We start from the raw sequence: 13,650 nt of genomic DNA, 5'->3' as shown, positions 1-13,650 counted from the left end.
AAAAGCCATCAGAGACGGCAATCAGGTCAATAGGAAGGTGATACCGGCGCAACAGCCTGAATCACCCGTGTTCTCAACGGCTGGGGGCAGCCTCGCCCAGCGCGATGACGGCTATCGTCAGCCGTGAAATGCAACTGGTCTTGCCCTCTTCGGCACTCAATCGAATGTCCCAGACGTGGGTGCTGCGCCCGATATGCACTGGCCGCGCCGTTGCCGTAACCCGACCACTGCGCAAGCCACGCAGGTGGTTGGCGTTGACTTCAAGGCCCACGCAGTAAAATTTCTGCGGATCGATACACAAATAGCTGGCCATGGAGCCGACGGTTTCGGCCAGCACCACAGAAGCACCACCATGAAGCAAACCGAACGGTTGGCGGGTACGGTGATCGACCACCATGCTGGCCGTCAGCGAATCGTCGCTGAACGACTCGAAGCGGATGTCCAGTACCTCGCCAATGGTGTTCTTTTGCTGGTGATTAAGCTGGTCGATATCAGGCTGGGTGTACCAGATGCTCATGGGCGAGTCCTTTATTATTCTGGGTTGAGCGACGCTCAAGGATGGCTCAGGCTACGCAAGGTCATCAACCCAGCCAACGGCCAGTCGCCTTCAAGCTCGGCGAGCGAGGCAGTGCTCATCGGCTGCGGATCGCGTCGATGCCCCTGTTCAAGCATCCCCACCAGCGTGCCAACCAAGGGCTGATGACTGACCAACAGCACATGCTCCAGGCCCAGCTTGTCCAACTCGGCGATCACCTGGTCGGCTTCGCTCTCTGGGGTCAACCACGGTACGGTGATCAAGGGCTTGTCGAAGGACAACGCGTCACAGACCAACTGGGCTGTCTGCTGCGCGCGCACATAAGGGCTGGCCAGGACAGCCTGCAGCGGCTGCCCGAGCAACTGCGCGGCACTGCGCAACACCTGCTCACGACCATGCGCGGTCAAGCGGCGTTCGGCATCGCTATGGGCCCGCGCCTCGGCCTCACCATGACGCAGCACCCAGAGCTTCATAGCTTCGGCTCCTCATCACGCACCGGATGCGCAGCTGCAGGTACGCTGTGAGGTGCTTCACCTTCCGGCGCACGCGGGCTTGGCCAGTCAGCAAATGGCCACGGCTTCTGGTCACTGTGGAAGCTGCCGAAACGACCGATTTGCGCAAGGTACTGGCTGAGGCTGTCGCCAAAATTCATCAGGCTGGCACTTGGCGCACCGTAGATCAGTCGATAGACCAACTGCACCAGTATCAGGCCACCCAGCAGCAGCTCGGCCAATTGCCACACAATCAGGAACACCAGCATCCAAAGGATACGCAGACCGATCGATTCGCACTGGGCCTGTTTCGGGGATTCGTTCATCTACTGCTCCTGTCGTTCAGTTGAAACCGCTGGTGGAAATGAAGTCGACATCAGTCTTCGGCTCGCCCCGCATCAACAACTCGATGACCTGATTGAGGGTACGCCCCTCGAACAGGATCGCATGAAGCCCTGCCACCAGCGGCATGTAGACCTGCAACTCCTGGGCCTTGACCTTGAGCACCTTGAGGGTATTGACGCCCTCGGCCACTTCGCCCAGTTGGCTGACTGCCTGCTCCAGGCTCAAGCCCTGGCCCAGTGCGTACCCCACCTGATAGTTGCGGCTCTTGGGCGAGGAGCAGGTGACGATCAGATCCCCCACCCCGGCAAGGCCAAGGAAGGTCATTGGGTTGGCGCCCTGGCTGACGGCGAAGCGGGTCATTTCCGCAAGTGCCCGGGTGATCAGCATGCTCTTGGTGTTCTCGCCCATACCCAGGGCCACAGCCATGCCGGCAATAATGGCATAGACGTTCTTCAAGGCCCCGCCCAGCTCGACACCGAAGCGGTCGCTGCTCGCGTAGACACGAAAGGTTCGACCATGGAGCACGGCCTGAACGCTGCGACAGAGCGCTTCATCTTCGCTGGCAACCACCGTCGCAGTGAGCGCATGCTCGGCTACTTCGCGCGCAAGGTTCGGCCCGGACAGTACGCCAATACGCGCCTGCGGGGCTATTTCCTCGAGGATCTGGCTCATGAGCTTGAAGCTCTGGGCCTCGATACCTTTGGTCAGACTGACCAGCATCTTGCCGCTAAGCAGCCCGGCATGAGGGGCCAGCACTGAGCGCAATGCACTGGAAGGCAGCGCGACAAAGATCAGCTCGCTCCCCTGCAGGGTCGCCAACAGGTCGGTAACCGGCTCTACCCCCGGGTGAAGTTTGATGCCCTTGAGGTAACGCGGATTCTCTCGATTGCAACGCATGGCCTCGGCCTGTTCGGGATCGCGCATCCACTGGCGTACCCGGACACCATTTTCGGCCAGCAGATTCGCCACCGCGGTGCCGAAACTACCGCCACCCAGAACTGCAACCGGTTGCTGTTCAGTCATATTCAATCCGTTAATGCCAAAAATGTGGCGACGTCCGCATTATACGGCGCGATAGTGCCAGAGCCAGCGCCAGATATGCGAATCATGGCCGGGGTTGCCCTCAGACAACTGGAAAATGCCGGCTACTCGGTTAACATGCCCGATTTATATCCGTAATAAGGCCGCGCCGTGTCACTTGGCCCTCTTCCTTCATGCGCTCTTATGCTGCCGACCCTCGCGGTAAGCGGTCAGCCCCTGCCTGAAAAACGCCCTCTGGGCAACCAGGTAACAGCTCAGGATCACCCTGTCGACGCGGAGCTCGCGCGCTGATGCGCAGGCTTCTGAGCGCACTGCTGCTGGCCTGGCTGTGGCCGCTGACGGCAGCGGCACACGACATCCTGCTGACGGCCGCGACAGAAAGCCCGGGCGTGCGCGCCTTTGTCCACTCACTGGAACAACGGCGCAGTGCTGACCAGGTACGTTTCCTGCCGGTGGCCGAGTTGCCTGCGCCGGGACGCATAAAGCCGACAACCCGGCTGATTCTGCTCGACACCGCCGCCCTCGACTGGCGCCTTGGTGAAACCGCCGGGCCACCGGCACTGGTGATGCGCATCAGCCGAGTGCAGGCCAACCAACGGTTTGGGCGTGTGCCCCCACACTACCTGAGCCTGCTGTGGAGCGACCCGTCGCCTGCACGCCAACTGCGCCTGATTCGCTATCTGCTGCCACATGCTCGACGGGTCGGCGTGCTCTATAGCGAGCAAAGCCGTTTCCTGCTCGATGAGCTGAACCAGAGCGCACAGCAGTTGGACCTGCACATCAACGCCCAAGCCTGGCCGGATCCTCGCGACAATCGCCCTTTGCAAGCGCTGCTGCAGGGCAGTGACGTCGTGCTCGGCCTGGACGATCCAGGCCTGTACAACCCGCGTACCGTCAAGAACCTGCTGCTCAGCAGCTACGCCCGACAGATGCCCCTGATCGGCCCCACGGCCGGGTTCGTCAAGGCCGGCGGCCTGGCCAGCACCTTCAGCAACAAGCACGACTGGCTGCGGGTGCTGGACCGCCTGCTCGACCAGGCACCGGCCAAATGGCCGCGCACCCACTACCCTGAGCGTTTTGGCGTCATCGGCAACCCTCAAGTGGCCCGCGCCCTGGGGATTGAGCCGATTGAACCGGCTGCGGCAACCAAGGTCGTCGCCGAAGGAGAGCCCACCCCATGAACCTGCGCCTGAGCCGGGACATTCATACCCGCACGCAGATGATCAGCCTTGGCCCCGCCCTGCTGCTGACCTTGCTGCTGATCGGTTTCTTTACCTTCGTGCGGATCCAGGACTTGCGCCAGGAACTCAACCACACCGGCCAGTTGATCGCCAACCAGTTGGCTCCCGCATCGGAGTACGGCGTGATCGCGGGTAACGAGGACGTGCTCGAAAGCCTGATGCGGGCCACCTTGAGCATCCCCCACGTGCGCTTTCTGGAGGTTCAGGACAGCGCCAACCATATTCTGGTGCATGTCGAGCAACCCGACGAAAACGACAAACCCACACAACCGGTTGAAGTGTTCCAGGCGCCAATACGCTTGCAACAGATCCCCTTGGACAACGACTTCCTGCATAACAGCAGCCTGCCTGCCTCGGCCCCAGGGGACGACTACCTGGGCCGGGTCATCGTCGGTATGTCCAACGACGCCTTCAGCCAACGGCAACAGGAAATCGTGATCAAGGCGGCGATACTCGCCCTGTTCGCCCTGATCTTCACCTTCCTGCTGGCCCGCCGCCTGGCCCTCAGCCTGGCCAAACCCATCAGCGACATGAGCCAGGCCGTCAAGGCGATCCAGCAAGGCGACTTCACCTCACCATTGCCGGTGCTGGACGACACCGAACTGGGCAACCTCTCCCGGCACATCAACAACCTGGCCAGCGCCATGGCCAAGGCCAGCCACGAACAGCAACAGGCCATCGCGCAACTGGTTCAGGCCCGCGAAGAAGCCGAACAGGCGAACAAGGCCAAATCAGACTTCCTGGCAATGATGAGCCATGAGCTGCGCACACCGATGAACGGCGTGCTGGGCATGCTGCAGTTACTGGAAACCACCCCACTGAGCGAAGAACAGGCCGACTATGCGGCCGTGGCCACGGAGTCAACCGGCCATTTGCTAAAGGTCATCAACGACATTCTTGATTTCTCGCGGATCGAGAGCACTACGCTTGAACTTGAACACATTACCTTCAACCTGGCCGAACTGATTGGCAGTTGCACCCAGGCGTTCCTGCACACGGCCCAGCAGCGCGACCTGGAGCTGCAACTGCGCATGCCACCCGGCATCGAGCAATTGCAGGTGGTCGGCGACCCGACGCGCATCCGCCAGGTACTGGTCAACCTGATTGGCAATGCCTTGAAGTTCACTGAACGTGGCACGGTGCAAATCGAACCGCGCTGGCAAGTGCTCGACCGCCAACTGATCTGGTTCAGTTGCGCAGTACGCGACACCGGTATCGGCATCGACAGCCAACACCTGGAAATGATGTTCGTCGCCTTCCAGCAGGCGGACAGCTCGATTTCCCGGCGTTATGGCGGTACGGGCCTGGGGCTGTCGATTGCCCGAACCCTGGCAGAGCGCATGGGCGGCAACCTGCGCGCCGAAAGCCGCGAAGGCCAGGGCTCAACCTTCACCCTTGAGATTCCCTTGACCCTCGCGGTAAAACCGCAACCCACACTGTCACCCAGCGTGCAGGTCGATGAGGACAACGGCCAGGGCCGGCGAATCCTGCTGGTGGAGGACAACCCGGTCAACCAGACGGTCATCGAAGCCATGCTGCGCAGCCTGGGCTATGAAGTGTGCGTAGCCGTCGACGGTGCTCAGGCCGTGACCCAGATCGCTCGCCAGCGCTTTGCCGCCGTGCTGATGGATTGCCGTCTACCGGTGATCGATGGCTACGAAGCCACCCGTCGAATTCGCCAGCAACCCAAGGACAAAGCCTTGCCGATCATTGCCTTGACCGCCAATGCGCTGCTGGGTGATCGCGAACGTTGCCTGGCCGCCGGAATGAACGATTACCTGACCAAACCCTTCAAACGCACAGATTTACAGCAAATTCTGCAACGTTGGTTACCCGCTGACGCAGCGGCGACTGGCGATAAATGCTAAATTGCGGCAGTCTTAGAGACTGAATCAAGGCCGATTGAGGTCTTGAAAAAAAATTTCAGTGCACAAGTGTACATCTTCGTCCCTGTGCTGTGACTTTCACTACAACGCAATAGTCTATGTGTAGGCTGCCGCCCCAGGCCCAAACGCCTTGGGTCGGCCGGGAAGATTCGCCCCTGCCGCACCGGATTATTGAGGAGCTCGCATGACCAAACAAAACGCCTTTACTCGGGAAGACCTGCTGCGCTGCAGTCGCGGTGAGCTGTTCGGCCCAGGTAACGCGCAACTGCCCGCCCCGAACATGCTGATGGTGGATCGCATCACCCATATCAGCGAAGAGGGTGGCAAGTACGGCAAAGGTGAATTGGTCGCCGAGCTGGATATCACCCCGGACCTGTGGTTCTTCGCCTGCCACTTTGAAGGTGACCCGGTGATGCCTGGCTGCCTGGGCCTTGACGCCATGTGGCAACTGGTTGGCTTCTTCCTGGGCTGGCAAGGCCTGCCAGGTCGCGGCCGCGCCCTGGGCTCGGGTGAGGTCAAGTTCTTTGGCCAGGTACTGCCGACCGCCAAGAAAGTTACCTACAACATCCACATCAAGCGCGTCCTGAAGGGCAAGCTGAACATGGCCATTGCCGATGGTTCGGTGGCAGTCGATGGCCGCGAGATTTACACCGCCGAAGGCCTTCGGGTCGGCGTATTCACCTCCACTGACAATTTCTAAGGGTTATTCGCATGCGCCGCGTCGTTATCACTGGTCTGGGCATCGTTTCGTGCCTGGGCAATGACAAAGAGACCGTCTCCGCCAACCTGCGTGCAAGCCGCCCGGGCATTCGTTTCAACCCGGAATACAAGGAAATGGGGCTGCGCAGCCAGGTTTCCGGCTCCATTGACCTCAACCTCGAAGAACTGATCGACCGCAAGGTTTACCGCTTCGTCGGCCACGCCGCTGCCTACGCCTACCTGGCGATGCAGGACGCGATCAAGGACTCCGGCCTGTCCGAAGACCAGGTCTCGAACCCGCGCACCGGCCTGATCGCAGGCTCCGGCGGCGCCTCGACCCTGAACCAGATGGAAGCACTGGACATCCTGCGCGAAAAAGGCGTCAAGCGTGTTGGCCCGTACCGCGTAACCCGCACCATGAGCAGCACCGTTTCTGCGTGCCTGGCAACACCGTTCAAGATCAAGGGTCTGAACTACTCCATCGCGTCGGCCTGCGCTACCAGCGCACACTGCATCGGCGCTGCCATGGAGCAGATCCAGATGGGCAAGCAGGACGTCGTCTTCGCCGGTGGTGGTGAAGAAGAACACTGGAGCCAGTCGTTCCTGTTCGACGCCATGGGCGCCCTGTCCAGCCAGTACAACGAAACCCCGGAGAAAGCCTCCCGTGCCTACGACGCCAAGCGTGACGGTTTCGTCATCGCCGGTGGTGGCGGCATGGTCGTGGTCGAAGAGCTGGAACACGCTCTGGCCCGTGGCGCAAAAATCTACGCGGAAATCGTTGGCTACGGCGCGACCTCCGACGGTTACGACATGGTTGCGCCTAGTGGTGAAGGCGCCATTCGCTGCATGCAGCAGGCACTGTCCACTGTCGACACCCCGATCGACTACCTGAACACCCACGGCACCTCGACACCTGTCGGCGACGTCGCAGAAATCAAGGGCGTTCGTGCAGTCTTCGGCGACAAGGCACCTGCCATCAGTTCGACCAAGAGCCTGTCGGGTCACTCCCTGGGCGCCGCAGGCGTTCACGAAGCGATCTACTGCATGCTGATGATGGAAGGCAATTTCATGGCCGGTTCCGCCAACATCGAGGAGCTGGACCCAGAAGTGGCCGACATGCCGATCCTGCGCGAAACCCGCGAAAACGCCAAGATTGACACCGTCATGAGCAACAGCTTCGGCTTTGGTGGCACCAACGCCACCCTGGTGCTCAAGCGCTGGCAAGGCAAGTAAGGCTTAACACCTTACGCAAAACGCCCCGACTGGTTCGGGGCGTTTTTGTTTCTGCTGCACCCAAAAGCCGTGTTGCATCCGTTTTTAACGCTGCCAACGGACACGCCTGCAGACACGCTATGCTGCCTAGGCTATCCGACAGCCATGGAGTACACCGTGAGCACTCCCCTTATCATTCGCCCCAAGGCCGAAGACGTCGAAGGCCAGCCCATCTTGCGCCCACTGCCATCGGCCAGGTGCCGCAGCGTCGGGCCGTTCGTGTTTTTCGACCATATGCTCAAGACCGACTACGCCCCTGGCAGCGGCATGAACATCCGCCAACACCCGCACATCGGCCTGTCCACCCTCACCTACCTGTTTGAAGGCGAGATCCTGCACAAGGACAGCCTTGGCTCAGAGCAACGGGTCAAACCTGGCGAGGTCAGCTGGATGACGGCAGGCAGCGCCGTAGCCCATATCGAGCGTACGCCTGCGGACCTGCTCGCCAGCGGCTCACGCCTGCACGGCCTGCAAGTCTGGCTGGCATCACCGAAACATGCCGAACAGGGCCCAGCGCATTACAGCCACTACACCGCCGCCAGCCTGCCAACGCATGACACCCTGGGGGTCAGCATCCGCCTGATCGCCGGCAAAGGCTTTTGCCTGGAATCTCCGGTTCCGGTGCTCTCGCCCACCCTCTATGCCGATGTGCGCATGCAGGCGGCGACCACACTGCCCCTGCCGACGGAACATGAGCAACGTGCGGTATACCTGCTTGAAGGCGAAGCGAGCCTGAATGGCGAACCGATAGAGCCCTGCAGCCTGCTGGTTCTGCCGGAAGGCGAGGAAATGACGCTGTGCGCCGAAGGCGAATGTCATCTGGTACTGATTGGCGGCGCACCGCTGGATGGGCCAAGACGGATGAACTGGAACTTCGTTGCCAGCGACCCGGCGCTGATCGAGCAGGCCCGGGCACGCTGGGCGGCCGGCGACTGGCCGACCGTACCCGGAGAGCACGAGCGCATTGCACTGCCGTAAAGCGCGCGCCAAGCCTCAGACTGTTGCCTGGCGCGTTTCCAGCGCTTACGCCTGGAACACCTCATCGAGCAGGTTATGCATGGCCTGGAACGCCCGCGTGGCGGTCCTGGCGTCATACATCATCATGCCTGGGGTATTCGCTGCCGGATCGGTGAACGAGTGCACCGCTCCACCGTAGCTGAGCAACTGCCAGTCGACCTTTGCCGCATTCATTTCAGCCTCGAATGCCGGCAACTGCTCCCTGGGCACCAACGGATCATCCGCACCATGCAAGACCAGCACCGCGCCCTTGATGTTGGCTGCATCAGCCGGGCGCGGAGTGTCCAGTGTGCCATGGAAGGAAATCGCCGCCTTCAGTGGAGCGCCATCACGGGCCAGTTCCAACGCACAGCAACCGCCGAAACAAAAGCCGAACGCCGCCAACTGCCCAGGCAGCAGCGCAGCGCGCGTCTGTTCAAGCAACTGCGCCAGCGCCGCCTGCATACGCTTGCGCAGTTCGAGCCGGTCATTTTTCAGCGGCATCATTGCCGCACCGGCCTGCTCGGCATTGCCGGGGCGTACCGCCTGCCCGTACAGGTCAGCAATCAACACCACATAACCGCGCGCCGCAACTGCACGGGCAATAGCTTCAGCGCCAGCCCCGACACCCATCCAGTTCGGGGCCATTATCAACCCCGGTTGTGCGCCACTGCCCGGCGTGTACAGCAAACGGCTCTCATAGGGTTTGCCATCAAGCTGATACACCAGCGATTCGATAACGACTGCGTTCATCACGACCTCCAAAATTGCATAGGGCGCCCATGAAAAAACCCGCCGAAGCGGGTTTTCTCTTACATCGGATTAAGCCGACAGCTCAACCAACAGCTTGTTCAAACGGCGTACATACGCCGCTGGGTCCTTCAAACTATCACCCGCGGCCAGTGCAGCCTGATCGAAGAGGATATGCGAGAAGTCGGCGAAACGGTCTTCGCTCTGCTCGTTGTCCAGTTTTTCGATCAGCGGATGGCTAGGGTTGAACTCGAAGATCGGCTTGGAGTCCGGAACCTTCTGACCACTGGCCTCGAGGATCTGACGCATCTGCAGGCCCAGGTCCTGCTCACCGATAGCCAGGATGGCTGGCGAGTCGGTCAAACGATGGGAAACCCGTACTTCGCTGACGGCGTCGCCCAGCGCACCTTTCAGGCGCTCGACCAGGCCTTCTTTTTCCTTGGCGATTTCTTCCTGAGCCTTCTTGTCCTCTTCGGAGTCCAGCTTGCCCAGGTCCAGGTCACCGCGCGCAACATCGACAAACTGCTTGCCGTCGAAATCACTGAGGTAGCTCATCAGCCACTCGTCAATACGATCGGTCAGCAGCAGCACTTCGATGCCTTTCTTGCGGAAGACTTCCAGGTGCGGGCTGTTCTTGACCTGCGCGTACGACTCGCCGGTGAGGAAGTAAATCTTGTCCTGACCTTCCTTGGCGCGTGCCAGGTAGTCGGCCAGGGAAACGCTTTGCTCGCCACTGTCGTCCTGGGTGGAAGCGAAACGCAGGAGACCGGCGATTTTTTCCTTGTTGGCGAAGTCTTCAGCCGGGCCTTCTTTCATGACCTGACCGAAATTCTTCCAGAAGCCTTTGTACTGCTCAGGCTCGTTCTTCGCCAGCTTCTCCAGCATATCCAGAACGCGCTTGGTCAGTGCCGACTTCATCGAGTCGATGATCGGGTCTTTCTGCAGGATTTCCCGCGACACGTTCAGCGACAGGTCATTGGAATCGACCACGCCCTTGATGAAGCGCAGGTACAACGGCAGGAAGGACTCCGCCTGGTCCATGATGAACACACGCTGCACGTAGAGCTTCAGGCCACGCGGCGCTTCACGCTGGTACAGATCGAACGGCGCACGGGCCGGTACGTACAGCAGCGAATTGTACTCAAGCTTGCCCTCGACCTTGTTGTGGCTCCAGGCCAGCGGGTTTTCAAAGTCGTGACCGATGTGCTTGTAGAACTCCTGGTACTCCTCGTCCTTGATTTCAGTACGCGGACGGGTCCACAGGGCGCTGGCGCGGTTGACGGTTTCCCATGCTTCGGCCGGCTTTTCCTCACCTTCGGCAACCTCGACCTGCTTGGGCAGCTCGATCGGCAAGGCGATATGGTCGGAGTACTTCTTGATGACGTTACGCAGGCGCCAGCCATCGGCGAACTCGGTCTCGTCCTTCTTCAGGTGCAGGACGATACGGGTACCACGCTCGGCCTTTTCGACAGTGGCGACTTCGAATTCGCCTTCACCTTTGGAGGACCAGTGAACACCCTCGGCAGCGGACAGGCCGGCACGACGGCTGAACACATCAACCTTGTCGGCGACGATGAATGCGGAGTAGAAGCCCACACCGAACTGACCGATCAGGTGCGAATCTTTCTTCTGGTCACCGGTGAGGTTTTTCATGAAATCGGCGGTGCCAGACTTGGCAATGGTGCCCAGGTGCGTGATCACATCCTCGCGGCTCATGCCAATACCGTTGTCCTCGAGGGTAACGGTACCTGCTTCCTTGTCGAAGCTCACACGGATTTTCAGCTCGGCGCCGCCTTCAAGCAGCTCAGGCTTGGACAGGGCTTCGAAACGTAGCTTGTCCACTGCATCGGAGGCGTTGGAAATCAATTCGCGAAGGAAAATTTCCTTGTTCGAATACAGCGAATGGATCATGAGGTGCAACAGCTGCTTCACCTCGGTCTGGAAGCCCAGGGTTTCTTTTTGAGTTTCCACACTCATGGTCTTCAAAACTCCAATCTATTGACAGTGGCCACTGACCAGGCAAGCGCGATAGGCACCCTCGCCTGGTCGTTGCAGCGGGATGAACAACAGATGGGGGCACTGCGCACTATTTCAAGGGCGGCAATAATTCTTCGATCTTGAAATGCGCGCGAGCAGTGGCGATGGGTTCGGCCTGACTGCCCTGCCAGGCGGTAATCGCGACATTGGTCACTCGTCGCCCCTGACGCCAGAGCTGACACTGGGCATAGGTATCACGGAAGTAGCCGGCCCGGAGGTAGTCGACCGAGAAGTCGATGATTTTGGGTATGGCCGCGCTTTCACTGAAAATCAGCAGATAGAGGGCGGCAGAAAGCTCCATGAACCCGGCAATCACGCCCCCATGAATGGCGGGCAACAAGGGATTGCCGATGTTGTCGGGGTTGGCAGGCAGACGAAACAACAAGTCTTCACCCTGACGGCTGCACTCGATACCGATCAACCCGGCATAGGGGATCAGATCCAGAAGTTGCGCATAGTTGCCCTCGGCATGGGCCGCGCGCAGCTGCTGATGAACCTCACGCGGAATCACAGCAGACCGTCCTTGAGTTGGCTGGCGAACCCCTGCCCGCCCTTGACGCCTTTACCCAAGCGCATAAAGGTACCCACCACCTGCGCAATCGGTCGCTGCGGATCATCCTGGTACGCCATGCCTCGGGTGAAGATCACGTCCCGGGTGACGCGATAGCACTGTGCGTAGCCGTAGATATCCTTCCCCGCTTCCGAGGGATGCATGTAGTCAATACGCAGATCAAGGGTCGGGCACACCTCGAACACCGGCAACACGCACAGCGTGGCCATGCCGCAGGTGGTATCCATCAGGGTGGTCAAGGCGCCGCCATGAATCGCACCGGTCTGTGGATTACCGACAATTTTCTGTGCGTAGGGCAGAACCAGTGTCATACCGTCAGCATCGGCACGCTCGACACGCATGTCCAGTAACTGACAATGACGCAGTGCAGAAAGAAAGCGCTGAGCCTGCGCCATTAATGGTGTCTCACTCATCTTCTTCAGTCCCGTCGTTATCTGCGCCGATGCACAAGCCTAGAAAAAAGTCTATATGGATCCAACAGTTATATATCTGTATCGTATGCGGAACTTATTCCTCAGCCTTGAACTCAAAGGGTTCAAGTAACTGTATTCCACCAGGAGAAACACCCCATGCGTAAACCTTTTGCTTATGCCCTGATGCTGGCCGCTACCCTGGGTCTGGCTGCTTGTGACAAAGCTGCAGAAACCAAAGCACCAGAAGCACCTAAGGCTGCTGAGCAAGCTGCACAGAAAGTCGAAGAAGCTCAGAATAAAGTGAACGAAGCGGCGAAAGAAACTGTCGATGCTGCTAAAGAAACCGTCGAAGCTGCCAAAGACCAAGCTGAAGCTGCTGCGCCTGCTGCCCCAGCACCAGAAGCAACGCCAGCCAAGCCTGCTAACTAAGCAGCCGCCCGGCAAAAAAAAACCCGACACTGTCGGGTTTTTTTATGCCTTTCAAAACCTGTGCCTGTCAAAACCCATGTAACGTCGACCTGAACATCAATAACAATGCACAACACACTAGCGGTTCAAACCAGAGGTTCCTTATTGACCTCAGGCATGGGTGCTTCTGTCGGGGTAAACACCATAACTTCGAGCACATCGGAATGGAATTCCCGACGGTAAAGTACCAACACAACACCTGCACTCGTCGCCATGAATAACCAGGGGTTGATGAACCAACTGAGTAAGGCCAGGCCAAAGTAGTAAGAGCGCAACCCGAAGTTGAACTGGTTGGCCGCCAGGGAAACAACCCGTGCCGCACGCGAGGCAAACGCTTTACGTTCCTGCTCACTGACATGGCGCTCGCCAATCATCGGCGCAGACCCCACCAATACGGCCGCAAAGTTGTACTGGCGCATGCACCAACTGAAGGTAAAGAAGGCATAGATAAAGACCATTGCCAGGCACAGCAACTTGATCTCGGACATGCTCTGCGACGCTTGCTGCACCAACGGCAAATCAGCCAGCAACGACAGCGCCCGGTCCGATGCACCGAGCACCGTCAGGATGCCAGCGAGGATAATCAGCGTACTGGAAGCGAAAAACGAGGCGTTACGCTCCAGGTTACCGATCACACTGGCATCGGCAATCCGGTTGTCGCGCAACAACATGCGGCGCATCCAATCTTCGCGGTACAGGTGCAGAACACTGGCCAGGCACGCCGTATCACGGCCTTTCCAGGTGGCATAACGGGTGTAGCCACCCCAGCAGACAACGAACCAGCAAACAGCCAGCAGATTAATCAGATTGCTTTGAATGAAGCTCATGGACGGTCCCGATCGAGAGGTTTCGCGCACAGTAAAGTGCGTCGATGGCCTTTCGACGCTTTATCACAAAAAAAGACA

15 protein-coding genes are annotated in these 13,650 nt (G+C 59.4%); 6 read left to right on the top strand and 9 right to left on the bottom strand.

Features of this window, described 5'->3' with window-relative positions:
- Window positions 1-73: 73 nt before the first annotated feature.
- The 4 genes from ACZ9H3_RS00605 to ACZ9H3_RS00590 are packed head-to-tail and all read right to left on the bottom strand — an operon-like array spanning window position 74 to window position 2,394.
- Window positions 74-517 carry a hotdog fold thioesterase gene (locus tag ACZ9H3_RS00605; RefSeq protein WP_099774024.1) on the bottom strand — a complete coding sequence of 148 codons (444 nt, stop codon included), beginning with the start codon at window positions 515-517 and terminating at the stop codon, window positions 74-76.
- 35 nt (window positions 518-552) lie between these two features.
- Window positions 553-1,008 carry a phosphohistidine phosphatase SixA gene (gene sixA, locus ACZ9H3_RS00600; protein ID WP_330523435.1) on the bottom strand — a complete coding sequence of 152 codons (456 nt, stop codon included), beginning with the start codon at window positions 1,006-1,008 and terminating at the stop codon, window positions 553-555.
- Entirely contained in the window at window positions 1,005-1,352 is a 348-nt protein-coding gene (locus ACZ9H3_RS00595; protein ID WP_065759433.1) for a DUF4389 domain-containing protein, read from the bottom strand. Before ACZ9H3_RS00595 ends, sixA begins: the two co-directional genes overlap by 4 nt.
- Window positions 1,353-1,368: 16 nt before the next feature.
- Window positions 1,369-2,394, bottom strand: a complete 1,026-nt coding sequence (locus ACZ9H3_RS00590; protein WP_099774022.1) for an NAD(P)H-dependent glycerol-3-phosphate dehydrogenase — start codon at window positions 2,392-2,394, stop codon at window positions 1,369-1,371.
- A 308-nt stretch (window positions 2,395-2,702) separates the two neighbouring features.
- Between ACZ9H3_RS00590 and ACZ9H3_RS00585 the strand changes: the two genes are divergently transcribed.
- The 5 genes from ACZ9H3_RS00585 (at window position 2,703) to ACZ9H3_RS00565 (ending at window position 8,488) form a co-directional block, all read left to right on the top strand.
- A complete protein-coding gene (locus tag ACZ9H3_RS00585; protein WP_476218981.1) occupies window positions 2,703-3,593 on the top strand; it encodes an ABC transporter substrate-binding protein in 891 nt (296 codons plus the stop codon).
- Window positions 3,590-5,521 carry a response regulator gene (locus ACZ9H3_RS00580; RefSeq protein WP_102052597.1) on the top strand — a complete coding sequence of 644 codons (1,932 nt, stop codon included), beginning with the start codon at window positions 3,590-3,592 and terminating at the stop codon, window positions 5,519-5,521. Before ACZ9H3_RS00585 ends, ACZ9H3_RS00580 begins: the two co-directional genes overlap by 4 nt.
- 202 nt (window positions 5,522-5,723) lie before the next feature.
- A complete protein-coding gene (fabA, locus tag ACZ9H3_RS00575) occupies window positions 5,724-6,239 on the top strand; it encodes a 3-hydroxyacyl-[acyl-carrier-protein] dehydratase FabA (protein WP_065759437.1) in 516 nt (171 codons plus the stop codon).
- An 11-nt stretch (window positions 6,240-6,250) separates the two neighbouring features.
- Complete coding sequence (fabB, locus tag ACZ9H3_RS00570) at window positions 6,251-7,471, top strand: beta-ketoacyl-ACP synthase I (RefSeq protein WP_102052598.1); 1,221 nt, start codon at window positions 6,251-6,253, stop codon at window positions 7,469-7,471.
- A gap of 156 nt (window positions 7,472-7,627) precedes the next feature.
- Window positions 7,628-8,488: a pirin family protein gene (locus tag ACZ9H3_RS00565; protein WP_099774019.1), complete on the top strand. Its 861-nt coding sequence runs from the start codon at window positions 7,628-7,630 to the stop codon at window positions 8,486-8,488.
- Window positions 8,489-8,533: 45 nt separating this feature from the next.
- Here ACZ9H3_RS00565 and ACZ9H3_RS00560 read toward each other — a convergent pair whose 3' ends face one another.
- The 4 genes from ACZ9H3_RS00560 to ACZ9H3_RS00545 form a co-directional block, all read right to left on the bottom strand.
- Window positions 8,534-9,259 carry a dienelactone hydrolase family protein gene (locus ACZ9H3_RS00560; RefSeq protein WP_476218975.1) on the bottom strand — a complete coding sequence of 242 codons (726 nt, stop codon included), beginning with the start codon at window positions 9,257-9,259 and terminating at the stop codon, window positions 8,534-8,536.
- A 69-nt stretch (window positions 9,260-9,328) separates the two neighbouring features.
- On the bottom strand, window positions 9,329-11,233 hold the full coding sequence (htpG, locus tag ACZ9H3_RS00555; protein ID WP_099774017.1) for a molecular chaperone HtpG: 1,905 nt from the start codon (window positions 11,231-11,233) through the stop codon (window positions 9,329-9,331).
- 109 nt (window positions 11,234-11,342) lie between these two features.
- On the bottom strand, window positions 11,343-11,804 hold the full coding sequence (locus ACZ9H3_RS00550; RefSeq protein ID WP_065759442.1) for a PaaI family thioesterase: 462 nt from the start codon (window positions 11,802-11,804) through the stop codon (window positions 11,343-11,345).
- A complete protein-coding gene (locus ACZ9H3_RS00545; protein WP_099774016.1) occupies window positions 11,801-12,277 on the bottom strand; it encodes a PaaI family thioesterase in 477 nt (158 codons plus the stop codon). Before ACZ9H3_RS00545 ends, ACZ9H3_RS00550 begins: the two co-directional genes overlap by 4 nt.
- A gap of 156 nt (window positions 12,278-12,433) precedes the next feature.
- Here ACZ9H3_RS00545 and ACZ9H3_RS00540 point away from each other — a divergent pair, with 156 nt between their 5' ends.
- Window positions 12,434-12,706, top strand: a complete 273-nt coding sequence (locus tag ACZ9H3_RS00540; RefSeq protein ID WP_099774015.1) for a hypothetical protein — start codon at window positions 12,434-12,436, stop codon at window positions 12,704-12,706.
- 125 nt (window positions 12,707-12,831) lie between these two features.
- Here ACZ9H3_RS00540 and ACZ9H3_RS00535 read toward each other — a convergent pair whose 3' ends face one another.
- A complete protein-coding gene (locus ACZ9H3_RS00535; protein ID WP_099774014.1) occupies window positions 12,832-13,572 on the bottom strand; it encodes a DUF599 domain-containing protein in 741 nt (246 codons plus the stop codon).
- Window positions 13,573-13,650: the final 78 nt, after the last annotated feature.

Source organism: Pseudomonas sp. TE3910 (assembly GCF_056279025.1).
Note: the sequence above shows the minus strand (reverse complement) of the source record. Positions and strands in the feature narration are given on the sequence as shown.

Coding starts and splice junctions, on each gene's coding strand:
- ACZ9H3_RS00605 (WP_099774024.1), bottom strand. CDS start 517: ATGAGCATCTGGTACACCCAGCCTGATATCGACCAGCTTAATCACCAG.
- sixA (WP_330523435.1), bottom strand. CDS start 1,008: ATGAAGCTCTGGGTGCTGCGTCATGGTGAGGCCGAGGCGCGGGCCCAT.
- ACZ9H3_RS00595 (WP_065759433.1), bottom strand. CDS start 1,352: ATGAACGAATCCCCGAAACAGGCCCAGTGCGAATCGATCGGTCTGCGT.
- ACZ9H3_RS00590 (WP_099774022.1), bottom strand. CDS start 2,394: ATGACTGAACAGCAACCGGTTGCAGTTCTGGGTGGCGGTAGTTTCGGC.
- ACZ9H3_RS00585 (WP_476218981.1), top strand. CDS start 2,703: ATGCGCAGGCTTCTGAGCGCACTGCTGCTGGCCTGGCTGTGGCCGCTG.
- ACZ9H3_RS00580 (WP_102052597.1), top strand. CDS start 3,590: ATGAACCTGCGCCTGAGCCGGGACATTCATACCCGCACGCAGATGATC.
- fabA (WP_065759437.1), top strand. CDS start 5,724: ATGACCAAACAAAACGCCTTTACTCGGGAAGACCTGCTGCGCTGCAGT.
- fabB (WP_102052598.1), top strand. CDS start 6,251: ATGCGCCGCGTCGTTATCACTGGTCTGGGCATCGTTTCGTGCCTGGGC.
- ACZ9H3_RS00560 (WP_476218975.1), bottom strand. CDS start 9,259: ATGAACGCAGTCGTTATCGAATCGCTGGTGTATCAGCTTGATGGCAAA.
- htpG (WP_099774017.1), bottom strand. CDS start 11,233: ATGAGTGTGGAAACTCAAAAAGAAACCCTGGGCTTCCAGACCGAGGTG.
- ACZ9H3_RS00545 (WP_099774016.1), bottom strand. CDS start 12,277: ATGAGTGAGACACCATTAATGGCGCAGGCTCAGCGCTTTCTTTCTGCA.
- ACZ9H3_RS00540 (WP_099774015.1), top strand. CDS start 12,434: ATGCGTAAACCTTTTGCTTATGCCCTGATGCTGGCCGCTACCCTGGGT.
- ACZ9H3_RS00535 (WP_099774014.1), bottom strand. CDS start 13,572: ATGAGCTTCATTCAAAGCAATCTGATTAATCTGCTGGCTGTTTGCTGG.